The following is a 16237-nucleotide window of genomic DNA, read 5'->3' as shown; positions in this document are numbered from 1 at the left end:
AACAAAGTCTTTGCTATACATCGTAGCCCCTTTCAACAGGATCTGTATTTGCACAGTTCTTTTTGGTGATCTTCGTTTCTATCCCATTCAACTACTTCGCCCCGATCAGCTGCGGTGTCTGTTCGTTGTTGTATTGTTTGCGCGCAATGCGCTCCACCTGAGGCGAGATGTAGCCGAACAGGTCGTCCATGCGAAGGGAGCCGTCCGGGTTGAGCACATCCTCGTTCTTGATGCCTTTGAGCAGAAAGTAGGTGAACAGGCCGTGGCCCTTTTCGTCATAGGTGGAGCTGATCTGGTCGCCCGCTGAAGCGGCAATCACGGTCATGTTTTTTGATATGGCTGTTCCGGTCTGAAGGTTCATCACCAGGGGCCGGGCCCCTTTGGCCAGCACCGACCGGCCACCGGCGCCGGAAAAGCAGGAGTCCAGGGCAACGATGATCTCCTTTGCCGGAAGTTTGCCCAGGGCGGTATACATTCTGCTTAACGAGTAGCCGGTCTCAGCGATAAATGTAGGGTCTCCGTCATAGGGCACCAGGTAGGCAGAACCGGTTTTGGGGTCGGGCGCGCCATGGCCGGAAAAATAGACAAAAACCGTACTGCCCGTCTCCACGTTGTTGGACAGCCATTTTTCAAAATATTTTTCAAAATCACTTTTCGCCGCCCGGTCGTTTAAAAGCGTCACCACGTTTTCTTCAGGATACCCCATGGCTTTTGTCAAATAACTGGTCATTGTCTGCGCGTCCCGGGCGGCAAAATCTGCCTTGGGAAGTTGCTGACGATAACTTTCAATGCCGACGACGATGGCATAAGCGCTGTGGTTGTTCTTTGAATGAATGGAAGGAGGGTCATCGACGTCTGATTTGAGAATCGAAACGGAGCCGCCGTCGATCGAAGGTCGGGCCTCTATATCAGATTTTGCAAAAAGTGCTTTATACTGCTTCTCCTCTGCATCCTGAAGCAGGCGAAGCATAACGGCCTGGCCGTTTTCCTGGGCCATTTGTAACGGGGTTTTGCCATGGGGATTCTGAAAAGAGACATCTGCCCCCCGGTCAATCAGAAGCTTGACTACAGCGGCATTGCCGTTATCAACCGCCAGATGTATAGGCTTCCATCCATTCCCCATCCCTCTGTTGACGTCGGCGCCGTTATCAAGCAGAAGCCTTACTATCTCTATGGGGGCATCATATAAAACCGCTTCATACAGAGGTGTTACGCCCATCAACGCCGTTTCATTCACATCGGCGCCGTTTTTTAAAAGCGTTTCTACCTGTCTGATATCTCCGCTCCTTGCCGCCTTCCCCAGCTGGGTGAGCGTGGCGCATGACGGCAGGACCAAGAACAGTGCAACGATTAAAATGAATGTGATAGTTTTTTTCATAGCCCCTTCTCTATTACTTCCCTTTCATCAACTGCGGTGTATGCTAGTTATGTTACTGTTTCCGGGCGATGCTTTCCACCCGGGGCCAGAGGTAGCCGTGCAGGTCCATCCATGCGAAGGTAGCCATCCGGGTTGATACCGTTTCCGTCTTTTATGCCTCTGAGCAGAAAACAGGTGAACAGGCCGCAGCCCTGCCCTGACAGTGATAGGCCGCATGGTGCAAGGGCGGGCCACCTCACCCCGCCGACATCCCCCCGCCAATGAAATTGATCTTCGTCCCTTTATGATCGTTGGGGCAGGCGCCCTTGTTCTGACGGGCCGTGCCGAATCGTTTTTGCTATGTTACCCGAATGCAATCAGGCATGTTGCCCAACCATCCCCGTCCCGCGACAAATTTTGCCGACCGCTGCAACCGTGCGGCATAAATAGAAAATTGATTTATGTTAGCACACCCCCAAAAAGTGTCAATCAGAAGGGTGAAGCCGGAAAAGTCACAGGTATTGTGAGCGGGAGGGGCGAGCTTGGCCACGTGCTGGAAAGGATGCCGGGCTCGACAAGCAAAGGGAAGGCGGCAACAGGAGTGGCGCATGTTATCTTCCGGCCACCCATACCGCATCACCGGGTAATGGCGATGCCTATGCGGATGGCCTCGTATTTCTGCCGGTAATTTTTCAGGGTTTCGGCGTAGCCGGAAAAATACTGGGTATAGAGGTAGAAGTCGATGTTGTCGGCAAACAGCCGGCTCAGGGGGTAGGAAAAATCGACATGTACCGTGGGGCCGGCCGAGCCGTGCCGGAAGGTACTGATCAGGGCGAAACTTTCCAGTTTGCTGACGCCGGTCTCGATTTCAAAAAATCCCCGGTAATCCTCAAGGTCCGGGTTGGTCCTGTCGTCATTGTTGTGAAACATCCAAACCTGGGGGGAGATACCCATCCGGTAGTCGCCGGCAAGGTCGAAAACAAAACCGGTTTTTAAATAGGTATAGTTGGTGCTTCTGGACTCAATGCCGCTGTGGCCGTTGGATTCGTGTTTAAGCCCGGCCTGAATGACCCAGGCGTTCAGCCAGGAAGGGCGGGCCTGAATGTTGTCTGACAGAAAAAAAATTTCCGGTTTGTAACTGGTGTCCACAAAGGGCTTGGAACTGGACTCAAGGTCCCACAGAGAGGTCTGCGTGTATCCAAGGTGAAGCCCGGATATCCAGGGATGGTTCCGGGTAAGGGGCTTGTCCGGGCCAAACAGTCGGTACTTGAAGCTGAGCTGGAACTTGCTTTTTGAAAGGTCGGTGCCCGGCAGAAAGTAGGTGGGTTCGTAAAAGGAGAGGTTGGCCAGGTAGTCCTGAATGGCGCGCCGGGGGTCTTCGTCGGATACGGCGCGATCATGGGCCGTCATCGCAGGCCGTGCAGGGGTTATGGGACCCTCATCGTTGATTGCGAAGGTGTCTGATGCACCGGCTCCGGAACATGGCAGCACCAGCAGCATGGCCGCCAGCAAAGCAAGGCATCTGTTTTTAAAAAAAACCATATTGATTTTCCCGCGGGTTTTTATTCGTTTTCCTCCCGGGGTTCCGCTGTCGTCTGCCCGCCGCCCAGCACCGCATAGAGCCGTATTCTGCTGGCCATATCTGCCAGGCGAACGGCTATCAGGCCCTGCCGGGCCGCGTACAGGGAGCGCTGGGCATCCAGAACCCCCAGGTAGATCATGGCGCCGGCGTCATACCGGGCCTGGGCAATGCGGCAGATTTCGGCGGTGGCCCTTACAAGGGAGGCCTGGGCGTCCAGCTGTTCCTGAAGGGTGCCCCGACTTGCCAGGGTATCGGCCACCTCGCGAAAAGCGGTCTGAATGGCCTTTTCGTACTGGGCCAGGGCGATCTCCCGGTCCACCTTTGTCACCTTCAGGGCCGACCATGTGCGGGGATCGAAAATCGGCATGGAGATTTTGGGCGCAAAGCTCCAGGTGTCTGACTCGGTGTCAAACAGGCCGGACAGCTCGCTGCTGGCCGTGCCCAGGGTCCCGGTCAGGGTGATGGAAGGAAAAAAGGCGGCCCGGGCCGCGCCGATGTTGGCATAGGCGGCCTTGAGCCGGCTTTCCGCCTGGCGGATGTCAGGGCGGTTGAGCAGGATTTCCGAAGGGGTTCCGGCGGCCAGGTCGGGCAGGACCGTCATTTCGTCCAGGGACCGTGGCAGCAGTTCCTCCGGCACCGGTCCCCCGGCCAGCAGGTTCAGGGCATTCCTGTCCTTGGCCACCTGGGCCGTGAGCCGGGCCACCGCGCTTCTGGCTTCATCCACCTGGGTCTGGGCCTGGTGCAGGTCTATTTCAGCGGCCAGCCCCACCTCCACCCGCCGGGCCACCATATCGCGGGCCACCTGGCGGGTGGCCAGGGTGGATTGGGCCAGATCCAGGGTCTCGGTGTCCGCGGCCAGGGTCAGCCATGCGCCCGCCGTTTCCGACACCAGCAGTATTCTGGCGCCCCGGCGGGCCGCTTCCGTGGCCAGAAACTCTTCCAGGGCACGGGCCTTGAGGCTGCGAATACGGCCGAAAAGATCAATCTCCCAGGCGGTGATGCCCAGGTTAACGTTGTACTCCTCAACGGTCATGGCGCTGCCGGAACTGGAAAGATCGGCCGGCACCCGGCCCTTGTAGCCGGTGCCCGTGGCGTTGATCTTCGGCAGCAGCTCGGCCCGGGAAATCCGGTAATAGGCCCGTGCCCGCTCCACGTTCAGGGCCGCGGTGCGCAGATCCCGGTTGCTGGCAAGGGCCATGTCAATGACCTGGACCAGGCGCGGCTCGGTGAAAAAAGCATCAATGGCAAGGTCGGCGGCGGCAGCCGCGCCGTCCGTCTCTTCCTGAACATAGGCCGGGCCCGCCGGCCACTGGTCGGATACCGGGGCCTGGGGCCGTTCATACCGGGGGGCCAGTGTGCAGCCAGCCAGCAGCAGGGCCGCTAGCGTCAGTGCGGTTCCTCTGTTTCGCATCATATTACAACTCCCTGGGCGTGGTTTCCGAAGAAAAGGCCACGGTTTCCGAGGTTGCGCCTTTTTTCCGGCCAAACAGGTTGACCACAATCACGTAAAAAAGCGGAATGAAAAAGATCGCCAGAAAGGTGGCGGTGATCATACCGCCCAGCACACCGGTGCCGATGGCGGTCTGTGCCCCGGCCCCGGCACCTGTGGCCAGGGTCAGGGGCAGAACGCCGAAACCAAAGGCCATGGAGGTCATCACAATGGGCCGCAGCCGCAGCCGTGCCCCCATCAGGGTGGCGTCCACCAGCCGCATGCCCTCGGCGGATTTGGCCATGGCGAACTGAACGATCAGAATGGCGTTCTTGGTGGTGAGCCCCACCACGGTGAGCAGGCCGATCTGAAAATAGACGTCATTGGGAAAGCCCCGTAGCATGGAGGCGATCATCCCGCCGATCAGGCCCAGGGGCAGGGCCAGCATGACGGAGATGGGAACGGTCCAGCTCTCGTACAGGGCCGCCAGGCAGAGGAAGATCACGATGGTGGAAAAGGTGTAAAGCAGGCCGGTTTGGGCCGTGGCCATGCGCTCCTGGTAGGAGATCCCACTCCAGTCAAACCCCAGGCCCTCGGGCAGCCGGGCCGCAATCTCCTCCATGGCGGCCATGGCCTCGCCGGTACTTCTTCCCGGCGCCGCCTCACCCTGAATGTTCATAGAAGGAAAGGCGTTGAACCGTTCAAGGCGCGGAGAGCCATACTCCCAGTTTCCGCTGGCAAAGGCGGACAGCGGGGTCATGGTGCCTGACCGATTGCGCACGTAGAGCCGCTCCAGGTCTTCGGGCAGCATGCGGTAAGGGGCGTCGGCCTGGGCATAGACCCGCTTGACCCGGCCGCCCTGAATAAAATCGTTCACATAAGCCCCGCCAAAGGAGGCGGCAATGGTGTTGTGGATGGCGTTGATGGGAACCCCCATGGCTCCGGCCCTGTCCCAGTCCACGTCAATGCGGTACTGGGCCACGTCCTCCATGCCGTTGGGCCGCACCCGGGTCAGCCGCGGGTCCGCGAACGCCATGCCCAGCAACTGGTTTCGGGCCGCCATCAGCTTTTCGTGGCCGATGCCGCCCCGGTCCTGAAGCTGAAACTCAAAACCGGTGGCCGTGCCCAGTTCGGGCACCGAGGGCGGGGCAAAAGCAAACACCCGGGCGTTGTGAATTTGTGAGAACCGTCCCATTGCCCGGCCCACCACAGCCTTGACCTTCAGGTCGGGCCGGTCCCGTAAATCCCAGTCCTTAAGCCGGACAAACCCCATGCCCACGTTCTGGCCACCGCCGGCAAAGCTTCTGCCCGACAGGGTCATGACCGAGTCCACGGCCTCGGTCTCGTTTTCCAGAAAATAGGCCTTCACTTCGTTTAACACCTTGCTGGTCTGTTCCTCTGTGGAGCCGGATGGCAACTGGGCCTGGAAAAGCATCACCCCCTGGTCCTCGTCCGGCAGGTAGGCGGTGGGCATGCGCAGAAACAGGAAGGCCAGTGCCGCCACGATCAGCAGGTAAAGGACCATGTACCGGTACCGGCGCTGCAGAATGTTGCCGATGGCGGCTCCATAACGGTCCCGGGCCCAGTTGAACCCCTTGTCGAAGCGGTGGTAAAACCGGCGAAAGGGCGCCAGGACGGTTTTCGCTTTTTCCTCCCGCATGGCCACGGGCCGCAGCAGGGAGGCGCACAGCACCGGGGTGAGGATCAGGGCCACCACCACGGAGAGCAGCATGGCCGCGATGATGGTCACGGAAAACTGGCGGTAGATCACACCGGTGGAACCGCCGAAAAAGGCCATGGGCCCAAACACAGCGGCCAGCACCAGGCCGATGCCGATCAGGGCGGAGGTGATCTCTTCCATGGACTTGGCCGTTGCCTGGCGGGGGCCAAGTCCCTCATCGTGCATGATCCGCTCCACGTTTTCCACCACCACGATGGCGTCGTCCACCAGCAGGCCGATGGCCAGCACCATGGCAAACATGGTGAGCATATTAATGGTATAGCCGAAAAAGCCCAGCACGGCAAAGGTACCCAGAATTACCACGGGCACGGCCAGTGTGGGAATCAGGGTGGCCCGAATGTTGCCCAGAAAGAGGAACATGATCAGGAACACCAGGAGGATGGCCTCAAAAAGGGTCTTGACCACGTCGTCGATGGCCACCCTGATAAAGGGCGTGGTATCAAAAGGGTAGAATACCTTCACGCCTGGGGGAAAGTATTCGGAAAGTTCGTCCAGCTTGGCCCGAATGGCGTCGGCGGTGTCCAGGGCATTGGCGCCGGCTGCCTGCCGGATGGCAAGGGCGGCGGCGGGATTACCGTTGAACAGGGCATCCACGTCATACCGCTCGGTGCCCAGTTCGGTGCGGGCCACATCCCCCAGCCGCACAACAGCACCGTCGGCGTCGATGCGCAGGGGGATGTCGGCAAACTCTTCCGGGGTTTTCAAAAGGCTCTGAACGATGATGGATGCGTTGAGCCGCTGGCCCTTCACCGAGGGCATGCCCCCGAACTGGCCGGCGGATACCTCCACGTTATAGACGCGAAGGGCCGCTATCACATCCTCAATGGTCATGTGATAGCTGTTCAGCTTGTCCGGATCCAGCCAGACCCGCATGGCATATTGGCTCCCGAAGCTCTCCACTTCGCCCACGCCCGGCACCCGGGCCAGCACCTTTTCCAGGCTGGACTGGGCGTAGTCGCGCAGGTCGTTGCCGTTCATGCTGCCGTCATCGCAGATCAGGCCCACGATGAGCAGGTAGTTGCGGGTGGACTTGCTGACCTTGACGCCCTGGCGTTGAATCACGTCGGGCAGGCTGGACATGGCCAGTTGCAGCTTGTTCTGCACCTGAGACCAGGCCAGGTCGGGATCGGTGCCAGGCTGAAAGGTGAGCTCGATGCGGCCCGACCCCGAGGCGTCGCTGCTGGCCGTCATGTAGAGCAGCTTGTCAAACCCGGTCATTTTCTGCTCAATGATCTGCACCACACTGTTTTCCACGGTTTCAGCCGAGGCCCCGGGATAAAAGGCGTCAATGGCGATGGAGGGCGGCGCAATGGGCGGGTATTGGGAGATGGGCATGTTGTAAATGGCCAGCCCCCCGCCGATCATCATGATGATGGCGATCACCCAGGCAAAGACCGGACGGTCTAGAAAGAATTTTGAAAGCATGAAAGATCTCCGTCAGTTGGATGGCGCGGGTGCGGGCGTTTCGCCGGAAGATGGAATGTCCGCAGGAATGGGCTTGACCGTCATGTCCGGCCGGATATTTAACTGGCCCTCCACCACCACCCGGTCCCCGGCGGACAGGCCGGACAGCACCAGCCACTGGTTGCCGATGGCCCGTTCAACAGTCAGGATGCGCTGTTTGATCACGTTGTCGCTGTTGACCACCAGAGCCAGGGGCTCGCCCTTGGTGTTCCGTGCCACACCCTGCTGGGGCGCCAGAATGGCCCGGGGCGCCGTTCCCTCCATCACCACGGCCCGTACAAACATGCCCGGCATCAGCACCTGTTCCGGGTTGGGCACCTTGACGCGCAGCACGTACGATCCGGTAGACGGGTCCACGGTCACGTCCCGGAATTGCAGCGTGCCTTCATGGGGGTAGGGCGTGCCGTCCTCCAGAAGAATGCGCACCTTTTTTGTCGCGTCGGTGCCGTTTGTGATCTTGCCGGTCTCCAGGTCCCGGCCCAAGCGCAAAAGCTCAGACGATGACTGGGTCACATCCACATAAATGGGATTCAACTGGACGATGGTGGACAGCGGCACGGGCTGGTAGGCCGTCACAACCGCGCCGGCGGTGACCGATGACCGGCCGATGCGGCCGGAAATGGGGGCCGTCACCCGTGTATAATTAAGATTGATGCCGGCCTTTTCAAGTTCCGACTTCCAGTATTCGATATCGGCCCGGACCTGGGAAAGGGCCGCATCGGCATCATCAACGTCCTGTTGGCTGACCGCTTTTGCCGCCAGCAGTTCCCGGTACCGGTCGGCCCGCGCCTGCACCGACGCCAGGTTGGATTGCGATCGATCCAGGGCGGCTTTGGCCGCTGCGTAAACCGCCTCGAACTGGGCCGGATCAATCTGGTAGAGTACCTGGCCGGCCTTTACCATGGCCCCCTCTTCAAACAGGCGCTTCTGAATGATGCCGTTGACCTGGGGCCGGATGTCCGCCATCAGAAAGGGGGCGGCCCGTCCCGGCAGTTCAGTGGTCAGGGCCACCGGCTGTTCTTCGATGGTGACAACGCCCACCTCCGGGGCCGGGCGCTGGGGGGGCGGGTTGTTGTCCCTGCACCCGGAAACCAGTACCAAGCCGGTCAGCACCACCGCCACAATCAGCGCTGACGGTACAATTTTGTTTTTACCAAACCGTTGCATTCACAAACCTCCACGTTTTTACATCATGTCATGTTTCAGCGGCCGGCTGAGACGTGAAGCCGCGGAAAAATCATTTCTTTTCCACAAGAGAGTGCCATGTGTGGCGTTCCAGGAAGCTGCCCGGAACGTTTGTCTCCATTTCACAAAACAGCCGCCAGGGCAGGGCCACGGTGAGCACGTTTCTGCCCAGCAGGTTTTGCGTGTATTTCCGGGCCGAGATATCGGTAAGCCCCACCACGGCCCTGGGACAATCGGATTGCGCTTCCTTAAAAGGAATAATGCCGATGGTCTGGCACCCGGCGGCCCAGGGAATGATCGCGTTTTCCATGCCGCCCCTCCCGTAGTTGGCCAGGATCACCAGGGCCGACACCCGGTCCGGATCAACGGTAAACACCACGGTTTCCGGTGTCTCGGTCGCGGCATCCACTTCGGCCAGGGGCTTGAATATCACGTAAGGGGAACCGTGGTCCATGATGGGCAGCGCTTCCAGAAAGCGGTCCACCAGATCCGGGCTTTTGACATACGCCTCGCCGTTTAAAAAATTGTCGGCAAACTCCTTGCCCGCGTTTTCGGCAACAGCCTGTCCCACCTGGCGGCCGGTTTCCCACTGTTTATTGCCTGAAGAGAGAAAACGGGTAAAGCAGGGCACGCCGCCGGGGAACTGTTCGTAGGCGTTGCCGAACCCCAGGCCCACGCCGCCGCCCCAGCAGCCGTAAGTGGTTCTGTCAAAGGCTGCGGTTTTGCCCCGGACCGCATTGGCAAACATGAACATGACGCAGCCCCACCGGCCCGGCTTGAATCCCAGGGCATTGTCCGGTTTCGTGCCGGAGAGCATCACGGCCACGGGAGCGTGTTCGGGATCAAGCGCCTTTGCAATCACGGATTCCATGGTAACTCCTTTTTACTTTTTTCCTGTTTTGCCAGTGCCCGAATGCCGCCGATGGAAAACAGGGTGACATGATCGGCCAGGGTTTCAATATTCGCCGGATCAAAGCTTTTTGGCCGCAGGGCTTCAACAACCTCTTTCGCCTTGAAATGGTGCAGGCACTGGCCAACGATGCTCATGGTGCACAGAAAAAGGGCAGGGCTGCCGGTTTCCACGGTTACCCCCTCTTTTTGAAACAGGGCGCTGACAATGCCGGACAGGTGGGTGTGAAGGGGCCGGATGGAGTTTTTTATCATCTGTTTCATCAGGCCGGTGGGGTTGGCGATCTCCTGGGCCATGAGCTTGCCGTGCCAGGCGGGCAGGCCTTCTCCCAGAATGCGCAGCAGCAGGGACCGGATAAAGGCGGAGAGCCGTTCTTCCGGCCCGGCCCTGCCGTCAAGGCCCATGTCGGGCGGATACTTTTGTGTCGCCATGCGGTGAGAGTAGTCCAGCACCGCTTCGTAGAGACCCTCCTTGTCTCCGAAGTGGTAGTTCACAGCCCCCACGTGGGCACCGGCCCGGCGGCAGATGTCGCGCACCGTTGCCCCCTTGAACCCGTGGCCGGCAAACTCCTCGCCGGCAGCCTGAATCAGGCGGGTCTTTGTGTCATCGGAATGAATTGTATTTTCTTCCATGCGGCGCCTTTAAAAACAGTTTGGAACGCCAGTTTAGAACATGCGTTCGAATTTGTCAAACGGTTTTTCAGCCGTGTATTTGCTTGACGCGAGCCTCCAGATGTCGCTAAACTGTCGCAACCCTGCGAACTCAGAAATTTATTTTTCAAGTGCGTATAATAAGGAACGCAAATGGTTTTTTCCGTCGCGCAGATTGAAGCCGCTGTCTGGATTCCGCCGGTCACGGCCTTTGTCATCTCCTTTTTCACCTCCATGGGCGGCGTGTCCGGCGCCTTTCTGCTGCTGCCCTTTCAGGTGTCGGTGCTGGGCTACACCAGCCCCTCGGTGTCCGCCACCAACCAGCTCTTCAATATCGTGGCCATTCCCAGCGGGGTCTGGCGCTACTGGAAAGAGGGCCGCATGGTGTGGCCCCTGACCTGGATCGTGATTTTCGGCACCCTGCCCGGCGTGCTCATCGGCGCGGTGGTGCGGGTGGCCTGGCTTCCCGACCCCCGCCATTTCAAGTTGTTTGCCGCCGGTGTGCTGCTGTACATCGGGGGCCGGCTGGCGTGGGACCTGGTAAAAAACAGAAAGCGCGCCGCAAAGGAGGCGGCCGGCCCGGTTGGCGGCGGCGGCGCCGTCCGCGTGGTCCGGTTCGACGTCAGGCGCCTGGAATACAGCTTTCAGGGAGAGGTGTTCGGCGCGCCCTTCTGGGGCATATTTACCTTGAGCTTTATCGTGGGTATTGTGGGCGGCATTTACGGCATCGGCGGCGGCTCCATCATCGCCCCCTTTTTCGTGACCTTTTTCCGGCTGCCGGTTTACACCATTGCCGGGGCAGCCCTGATGGGCACCTTTGTCACTTCCGTGGCCGGCGTGGCCTTTTACCAGGCCATGGCCCCGTTTTACCCGAATATCTCCGTGGCCCCGGACTGGATGCTGGGCCTGCTGTTCGGCGTGGGCGGCATGGCCGGCATGTACCTGGGGGCCCGGTGCCAGCGCTTTGTGCCGGCCGACGCCATCAAATGGATGCTGGCCGTGGTGATGCTCTTTACCGCAGCACAGTATGTGGCCGGGTTTTTGGGTTTTTAGCCTGAATCCTTATTGTCCCAAAGCGGTTTTAATTTTGACAGGGCAGATCTTTGGTTGTTTACCCCGCGATTTCCCTCCGCCCGTCATCGCCGGGCTTGACCCGGCGATCCAGCATAAAATTGACCGGTTTCCCTATCCGTCATTGCCCAACCGGAGTGGGCAATCCAGCGTAAAATTGATTTGTAATACCGTTTTGCTTATCCGTGTACTTTTCTTGGCGGCAAGAAAAGTACCAAAAGAACCGGCCCGTGCAGCTTGGCCTTCGGCTGCCCTCACGCAAACGCTTTTTTCGGCGCGGGCAGGAACTCGCCCGCTTCGCGGTGCTCAAACAGCCTGCCCGCTTTTTCCCGAAAAAAGCGTTTGCGTGAGGCTGCGCTGCAATGGGCGGGGCCTGCCATTAATGTCCCGACGGGGTGTATAAAAAAATTTGTTTCTCCAGAGGCAACCTGGTTTTCAGTCTTATTTCCGTAATTTGTAAATTCAGATGGTTATAAAACTTAAAAGTCCTTTTGGGCGCTATTTTGGACACCACTGACGTCATGCCATATAATCTATGTTCGCTGTCAATATGCCTTTACATAATCCTTGACCTCTGTAACCTTTTAGGTTACGCTCATCCACAAATGATTAAATCATTCAAGCATAAAGGCCTTGAAGATTTCTTTTATTCTGGAAAGAAAAAGGGCATCCGACCAGAACATGCAGATAGACTTTCCAGAATTTTAGACCGGTTAAATGCGGCAAATGAGGTTATGGATATGAATTATCCCGGATCAAATTTACATAAACTGTCTGGAAATTTACAAGGCCAGTTTTCTGTGCATGTTTCTGGAAACTGGAGAGTATTTTTTCAATTTGTAGACGGTGATGCTTATATCGTTAACTATGACGATTACCATTGAAGGGGAATATGATGAAAAGAATTCAGCGAAAACCTTCCCATCCTGGATCCATACTGCGAGAAGACTATCTAAAGCCATTATCAATAACGGTAACTGATATGGCGTCAAAATTGAATGTGTCGAGAAAAACGCTATCTAAAATACTGAATGAAAAAGGTGCGGTAACGCCGGATATGGCTTTGCGGCTATCAAGAGCTTTCAACACCACCCCCGAATTATGGCTGAATTTGCAAAAGAACGTCGACCTTTGGGAAGCTGAGAATTTATCCAGAGACTGGCGCCGTGTTCGTCCTCTTCCAGAAAAAGCACTGCATTCTGAGCTATAATAAAAACAGCGAACCATGCGGTGCAGCTGATGTCCGCGGCTTGCAAATCTTCGTTGCGCTCTCACAACCCCGACCTTTCCAGGCCGGCAGGCAAACCTTTAAAAAAATGTGCGCAAAATTCCGGGCACTGCCCGGAGAAAGCCGCTTCTATTGAAAATTGAAAAGACACCCACCAAAGAGATATCAATGCCGGCATGCAACGGGTGTGGATTGTGTTGCAGGGATTTCGCATATATTCGGCTCTCTCAGGACGACATCAAGGCGCTTGAAAACTTCACGGGACTGACCCCGGAAGCATTTGCCGACAATGTTGATAAAGCCGGTGAGAAGCGTTTTATGAAATTCCAGGAGAACGGAGATTGCATCTTTCTGAATATAATAGATGGCGCCAGTTTATGCAGCGTATATGAAGCAAGACCGGCGGCATGCAGAGACTATCCATCAACCGATATTCAGAGAGAAACCTGCCGTGTAAACAGTAACCGGTGATGATGACGAAGAGCACACAATTCCGGGGCTGGCCCTACAGAACCCCATCCTGTGTCTTGCCTCTGTGGCCAAATGAATTTGTGAAATATGCGGATCAGGCACCGGCCAGAAAAGGCCGGACAATGAAATACCCTCCCAGGACGAAAATCGCCACTCCGGCCAGGCGGCGGAACCAGATGCCTGACTGCTGGAACCGGCTGTTTTCCAGCACACGGCGCACCAGGGCCGTGCTGGAACCGGCCACGGCAATGGGAATGCAGTGGCCGATGCCGAAAAGCGTGATAAACAGGATGCCGGTGGCGATCTTTTCCTGAATGGTGATCACGGCCAGGATCGGTGCGATAAAACCAAAGGTGCAGGAGCCGGAGAGTACGCCGTAGGCCAGGCCCAGGGCAAAGGCGCCGGTCATGCCGCGCACGCGAAGCCGCGCCATCAGGGTGCCGGACATGGAGCAGGCCTTTACCCCCAGCATGTCCAGGGCCACCCAGATAAGAATGGCCCCCACCAGGAGGGTCCACCAGGGGCCCACGTCACCGAGCATGCGGCCCAGCAGGGCGCAGGCGATACCTACCACGGCAATGGTGATAAACAGGCCGACGGTAAAGGCGGCGGCGTAAAAGGCCGCGCTCCGGGGGCGCAGGCCCCGCTCCTGGCCCGCCACGTAGCTCACGATCAGGGGGATGGAGGCCATGTGGCAGGGGCTTAAGGCCACGCTGACCATGCCCCACAAAAAACAGCCCAGGGCCGCGATGCCGATGCCGCCGGCCATCCACTCATTAATTGCAATCAGAAACGCCTGGATCACAGTGCTTTTTCTCCGGGAACGCCCAGCTGTTCAAATACTTCAATGATGCTTTTCTTGTCCATGAAGCCCACGTGGCGGCCGACCTCCTTGCCGTCTTTATCATAGAATATCTGGGTGGGAATGCCCCGAATCCCGAAACGCGGGGCCTGCTCCCGGTGCTCCCACACATCAATGAAGATGATGGAGGCCCGGCCGGCGTACTCTTTTTCCAGTTCCACGAGAATGGGCGCCATCATCTTGCAGGGAACGCACTTTTTCGCTCCCAGGTCCACCATGGTGACCATGCCCGGTGTGGGTACCGGCGGAATGGCCGCTGTTTTGCCATCTTCCGCCACAGCCAGGCCGGCACAGCAGAACAGCAAAAGTCCGATAAACAACAGGCGATTTATTCGTGTCATGAACGTTCCTTTTTTAATGAATTGGCGGAGGTTTTGTATCCGGTAAACTGGAAAAACAGCAGGTATCCGGCGATCACGAGGAAAACCGGGTCCCGGACCAGGTACCAGGCCGTTGCCGGCGGAGATGCCGGGTCGGGCCGGGTGGAAAAACAGCCGCAGTGTACATCCAGGCCCCGGAAGTGGTTGAACAGCAGGGCCGCGAAAAAAACCCACAGCAGGCCGTTGGCCCAGACCAGGGCGCCGGGCAGCCACAGGCCGGTGATCAGGCAGAGCCCCAGCAGAAGCTCCAGCCAGGGAAGAACCAGGGCCGCCAGGTTGATCAAGGCGTCCGGTAGGATCTGGTAGTTGTAGATGATCCGGGCAAATTCAGCCGGAGCAAAAACCTTGTCCGCGCTGGCATACAGAAAGACGCCGCCCAGAAAAAGGCGGCCTGCCAGCGGCAGCCAGGCGAGGGGTGTGTTGCGATGAACGTCTGTTGTCATGGCGTCAGTGTTCCTGTTCACAGGATGTCATCTGGCAGAGCAGTTCCCCCTGGCCGCAGACCCGCGTTTCAAACTGAAACACCGGGTGGTCGATGCCGAAGCCGTCCAGCAGCCTGTCGCCCAGGGTGCGGGCCAGTTGTTCGGTGGCGCTGACCATCTGGTCGGTCACCACCACATGGCCGGTCATGGCAACGGAACAGCCGCCCATGGCCCATGCATGCAGGTAGTGAACGCTCAGAACACCGTCCACCGCTTCCATGTCGGCCCTGACCTTTTCCAGGTCCAGCCCCCGGGGTGTGCCGTTCATCAGCACATGTGTCGCCTCTTTGAGCAGCAGGACCGCGTTCCAGGCGATATAGGCCACGATGGCCAGGCTCAGGGCCGGGTCCAGCCATGGCATATCCGCCACTCGCATGACCAGGGCGCCGGTCAGCACTGCCGCGGAGGTGAGGGTGTCGCCCACCATGTGCAGAAAGGCGCCCCTGGCGTTGAGGTTGCGCGCCGAATCCCTGTGCAGGAGCCAGGCCGACAGGCCGTTGCCCGCCAGTCCGGCCAGGGCCAGCCATGCCACGATACCCAGGCGAATGGGCTGCGGATTGGCCAGTCGATCCAGGGCTTCTGTTGCGATGAACAGGGCCGCGCCGCCCAGCAGGGCCGAATTGATCACGGCGGCCAGGATTTCCATGCGTTGCAGGCCAAAGGAGTGGCGCAGGGAGGGCCCCCGCCTGCCGGCCCGGTGGGCCCCGTAGGCCACCACCAGGGAGGCAAAGTCTCCCAGGTTATGCACGGCGTCGGAGATCAGGGCCACGCTGCCGGCCACGATGCCGCCGGCGATCTGGGCCGCCGGAATCAGCAGGTTGATGGCCATGGCCATCAGCAGGCGGCTGCCCATGGTTGTTTCATGGCTGTGAGAATGGTTATGACCCATGGCGGTCCTCTTTTTCCACCGGGTATCCATGGCGGGTCCATTGCCCCCAGCCATCGGCCAGCACTTTGACATGGACATATCCCATGTCGATCAGCATGCGGGCCAGGTCTTCGCTCAAGGCGCAGGCCTCGCCATCACAATAGACGATCACAATGGTTTCCGGGTCGGGCACGGTTGTGAAAAACTGTTCTTCATATTCATCAACCAGTATCCACGGAACATTCAGGGCGCCCGGAATATGGCCCGCGGCAAACTCCTCGGGCAGCCGGGCGTCCACAAAAACCGCTTCCCTGCGGTCATACAGGACCACGGCTTCATCCAGGGGGATGACCATGCTTTCCCCTGTGGCGGCTGAAAGCCGGGCCGCCGGAGACCAGTCCGCCACCAGGGGAATGCCGCCGGGCCGGAGCGCATTGACGCCCAGGGCCAGGACCCAGGCGATCACCAGCAGGGAAAGTCCCTGCCGGAGCGCCTGTTTTATCGTGCTGTCTGTGGTGGCATCACTCACGGGTGGTTTCCTTTGGCAACGGTTCGGT

Annotated in this window: 16 protein-coding genes; 4 read left to right on the top strand and 12 right to left on the bottom strand. The window is 58.6% G+C overall.

Annotation, left to right across the window (positions count from 1 at the left end):
• Window positions 1-91: 91 nt before the first annotated feature.
• The 7 genes from DOLE_RS14910 to DOLE_RS14880 form a co-directional block, all read right to left on the bottom strand.
• The gene (locus tag DOLE_RS14910; RefSeq protein ID WP_012176312.1) at window positions 92-1378 is read right to left on the bottom strand and encodes an ankyrin repeat domain-containing protein; all 1287 of its coding nucleotides are present in this window, start codon (window positions 1376-1378) and stop codon (window positions 92-94) included.
• A 615-nt stretch (window positions 1379-1993) separates the two neighbouring features.
• The gene (locus tag DOLE_RS14905; protein WP_012176311.1) at window positions 1994-2899 is read right to left on the bottom strand and encodes a phospholipase A; all 906 of its coding nucleotides are present in this window, start codon (window positions 2897-2899) and stop codon (window positions 1994-1996) included.
• Between the two features lie 20 nt (window positions 2900-2919).
• Window positions 2920-4353 (bottom strand): efflux transporter outer membrane subunit, encoded by a 1434-nt coding sequence (locus DOLE_RS14900; protein WP_012176310.1) that lies wholly within the window; start codon window positions 4351-4353, stop codon window positions 2920-2922.
• A 1-nt stretch (window position 4354) separates the two neighbouring features.
• The gene (locus tag DOLE_RS14895; protein ID WP_012176309.1) at window positions 4355-7534 is read right to left on the bottom strand and encodes an efflux RND transporter permease subunit; all 3180 of its coding nucleotides are present in this window, start codon (window positions 7532-7534) and stop codon (window positions 4355-4357) included.
• A gap of 12 nt (window positions 7535-7546) precedes the next feature.
• Window positions 7547-8740 (bottom strand): efflux RND transporter periplasmic adaptor subunit, encoded by a 1194-nt coding sequence (locus DOLE_RS14890; RefSeq protein WP_012176308.1) that lies wholly within the window; start codon window positions 8738-8740, stop codon window positions 7547-7549.
• 70 nt (window positions 8741-8810) lie between these two features.
• Window positions 8811-9629 (bottom strand): DUF169 domain-containing protein, encoded by an 819-nt coding sequence (locus DOLE_RS14885; RefSeq protein ID WP_012176307.1) that lies wholly within the window; start codon window positions 9627-9629, stop codon window positions 8811-8813.
• On the bottom strand, window positions 9617-10300 hold the full coding sequence (locus DOLE_RS14880; protein WP_012176306.1) for a CerR family C-terminal domain-containing protein: 684 nt from the start codon (window positions 10298-10300) through the stop codon (window positions 9617-9619). Before DOLE_RS14880 ends, DOLE_RS14885 begins: the two co-directional genes overlap by 13 nt.
• A gap of 171 nt (window positions 10301-10471) precedes the next feature.
• Between DOLE_RS14880 and DOLE_RS14875 the strand changes: the two genes are divergently transcribed.
• The 4 genes from DOLE_RS14875 to DOLE_RS14870 all read left to right on the top strand — a co-directional run bounded on the left by DOLE_RS14875 (window position 10472) and on the right by DOLE_RS14870 (window position 13088).
• Window positions 10472-11371 (top strand): sulfite exporter TauE/SafE family protein, encoded by a 900-nt coding sequence (locus DOLE_RS14875; protein ID WP_012176305.1) that lies wholly within the window; start codon window positions 10472-10474, stop codon window positions 11369-11371.
• 623 nt (window positions 11372-11994) lie between these two features.
• Window positions 11995-12273, top strand: coding sequence for a type II toxin-antitoxin system RelE/ParE family toxin (locus tag DOLE_RS18070; protein WP_012176304.1), 279 nt, complete (start codon window positions 11995-11997; stop codon window positions 12271-12273).
• An 11-nt stretch (window positions 12274-12284) separates the two neighbouring features.
• Window positions 12285-12599, top strand: coding sequence for a HigA family addiction module antitoxin (locus DOLE_RS18065; protein WP_012176303.1), 315 nt, complete (start codon window positions 12285-12287; stop codon window positions 12597-12599).
• A gap of 150 nt (window positions 12600-12749) precedes the next feature.
• On the top strand, window positions 12750-13088 hold the full coding sequence (locus DOLE_RS14870) for a YkgJ family cysteine cluster protein (protein WP_012176302.1): 339 nt from the start codon (window positions 12750-12752) through the stop codon (window positions 13086-13088).
• A 94-nt stretch (window positions 13089-13182) separates the two neighbouring features.
• On the opposite strand, the gene DOLE_RS14865 is transcribed toward DOLE_RS14870, so the two are convergent.
• The 5 genes from DOLE_RS14865 to DOLE_RS14845 are packed head-to-tail and all read right to left on the bottom strand — an operon-like array spanning window position 13183 to window position 16209.
• Entirely contained in the window at window positions 13183-13893 is a 711-nt protein-coding gene (locus DOLE_RS14865) for a cytochrome c biogenesis CcdA family protein (protein WP_012176301.1), read from the bottom strand.
• Window positions 13890-14291, bottom strand: a complete 402-nt coding sequence (locus DOLE_RS14860) for a thioredoxin family protein (RefSeq protein ID WP_012176300.1) — start codon at window positions 14289-14291, stop codon at window positions 13890-13892. The genes DOLE_RS14865 and DOLE_RS14860 overlap by 4 nt, the downstream gene beginning before the upstream one ends.
• On the bottom strand, window positions 14288-14773 hold the full coding sequence (locus DOLE_RS14855; protein WP_012176299.1) for a MauE/DoxX family redox-associated membrane protein: 486 nt from the start codon (window positions 14771-14773) through the stop codon (window positions 14288-14290). Before DOLE_RS14855 ends, DOLE_RS14860 begins: the two co-directional genes overlap by 4 nt.
• A gap of 4 nt (window positions 14774-14777) precedes the next feature.
• Window positions 14778-15701: a cation diffusion facilitator family transporter gene (locus DOLE_RS14850; protein ID WP_012176298.1), complete on the bottom strand. Its 924-nt coding sequence runs from the start codon at window positions 15699-15701 to the stop codon at window positions 14778-14780.
• Window positions 15691-16209 carry a rhodanese-like domain-containing protein gene (locus DOLE_RS14845; protein WP_012176297.1) on the bottom strand — a complete coding sequence of 173 codons (519 nt, stop codon included), beginning with the start codon at window positions 16207-16209 and terminating at the stop codon, window positions 15691-15693. The genes DOLE_RS14850 and DOLE_RS14845 overlap by 11 nt, the downstream gene beginning before the upstream one ends.
• Window positions 16210-16237 lie beyond the last annotated feature (28 nt).

Source organism: Desulfosudis oleivorans Hxd3, assembly GCF_000018405.1.
In the GTDB taxonomy this organism is placed as follows: domain Bacteria; phylum Desulfobacterota; class Desulfobacteria; order Desulfobacterales; family Desulfosudaceae; genus Desulfosudis; species Desulfosudis oleivorans.
The sequence above is the reverse complement of the archived record's forward strand: the minus strand, read 5'-3'. Positions and strand labels throughout refer to the sequence as shown.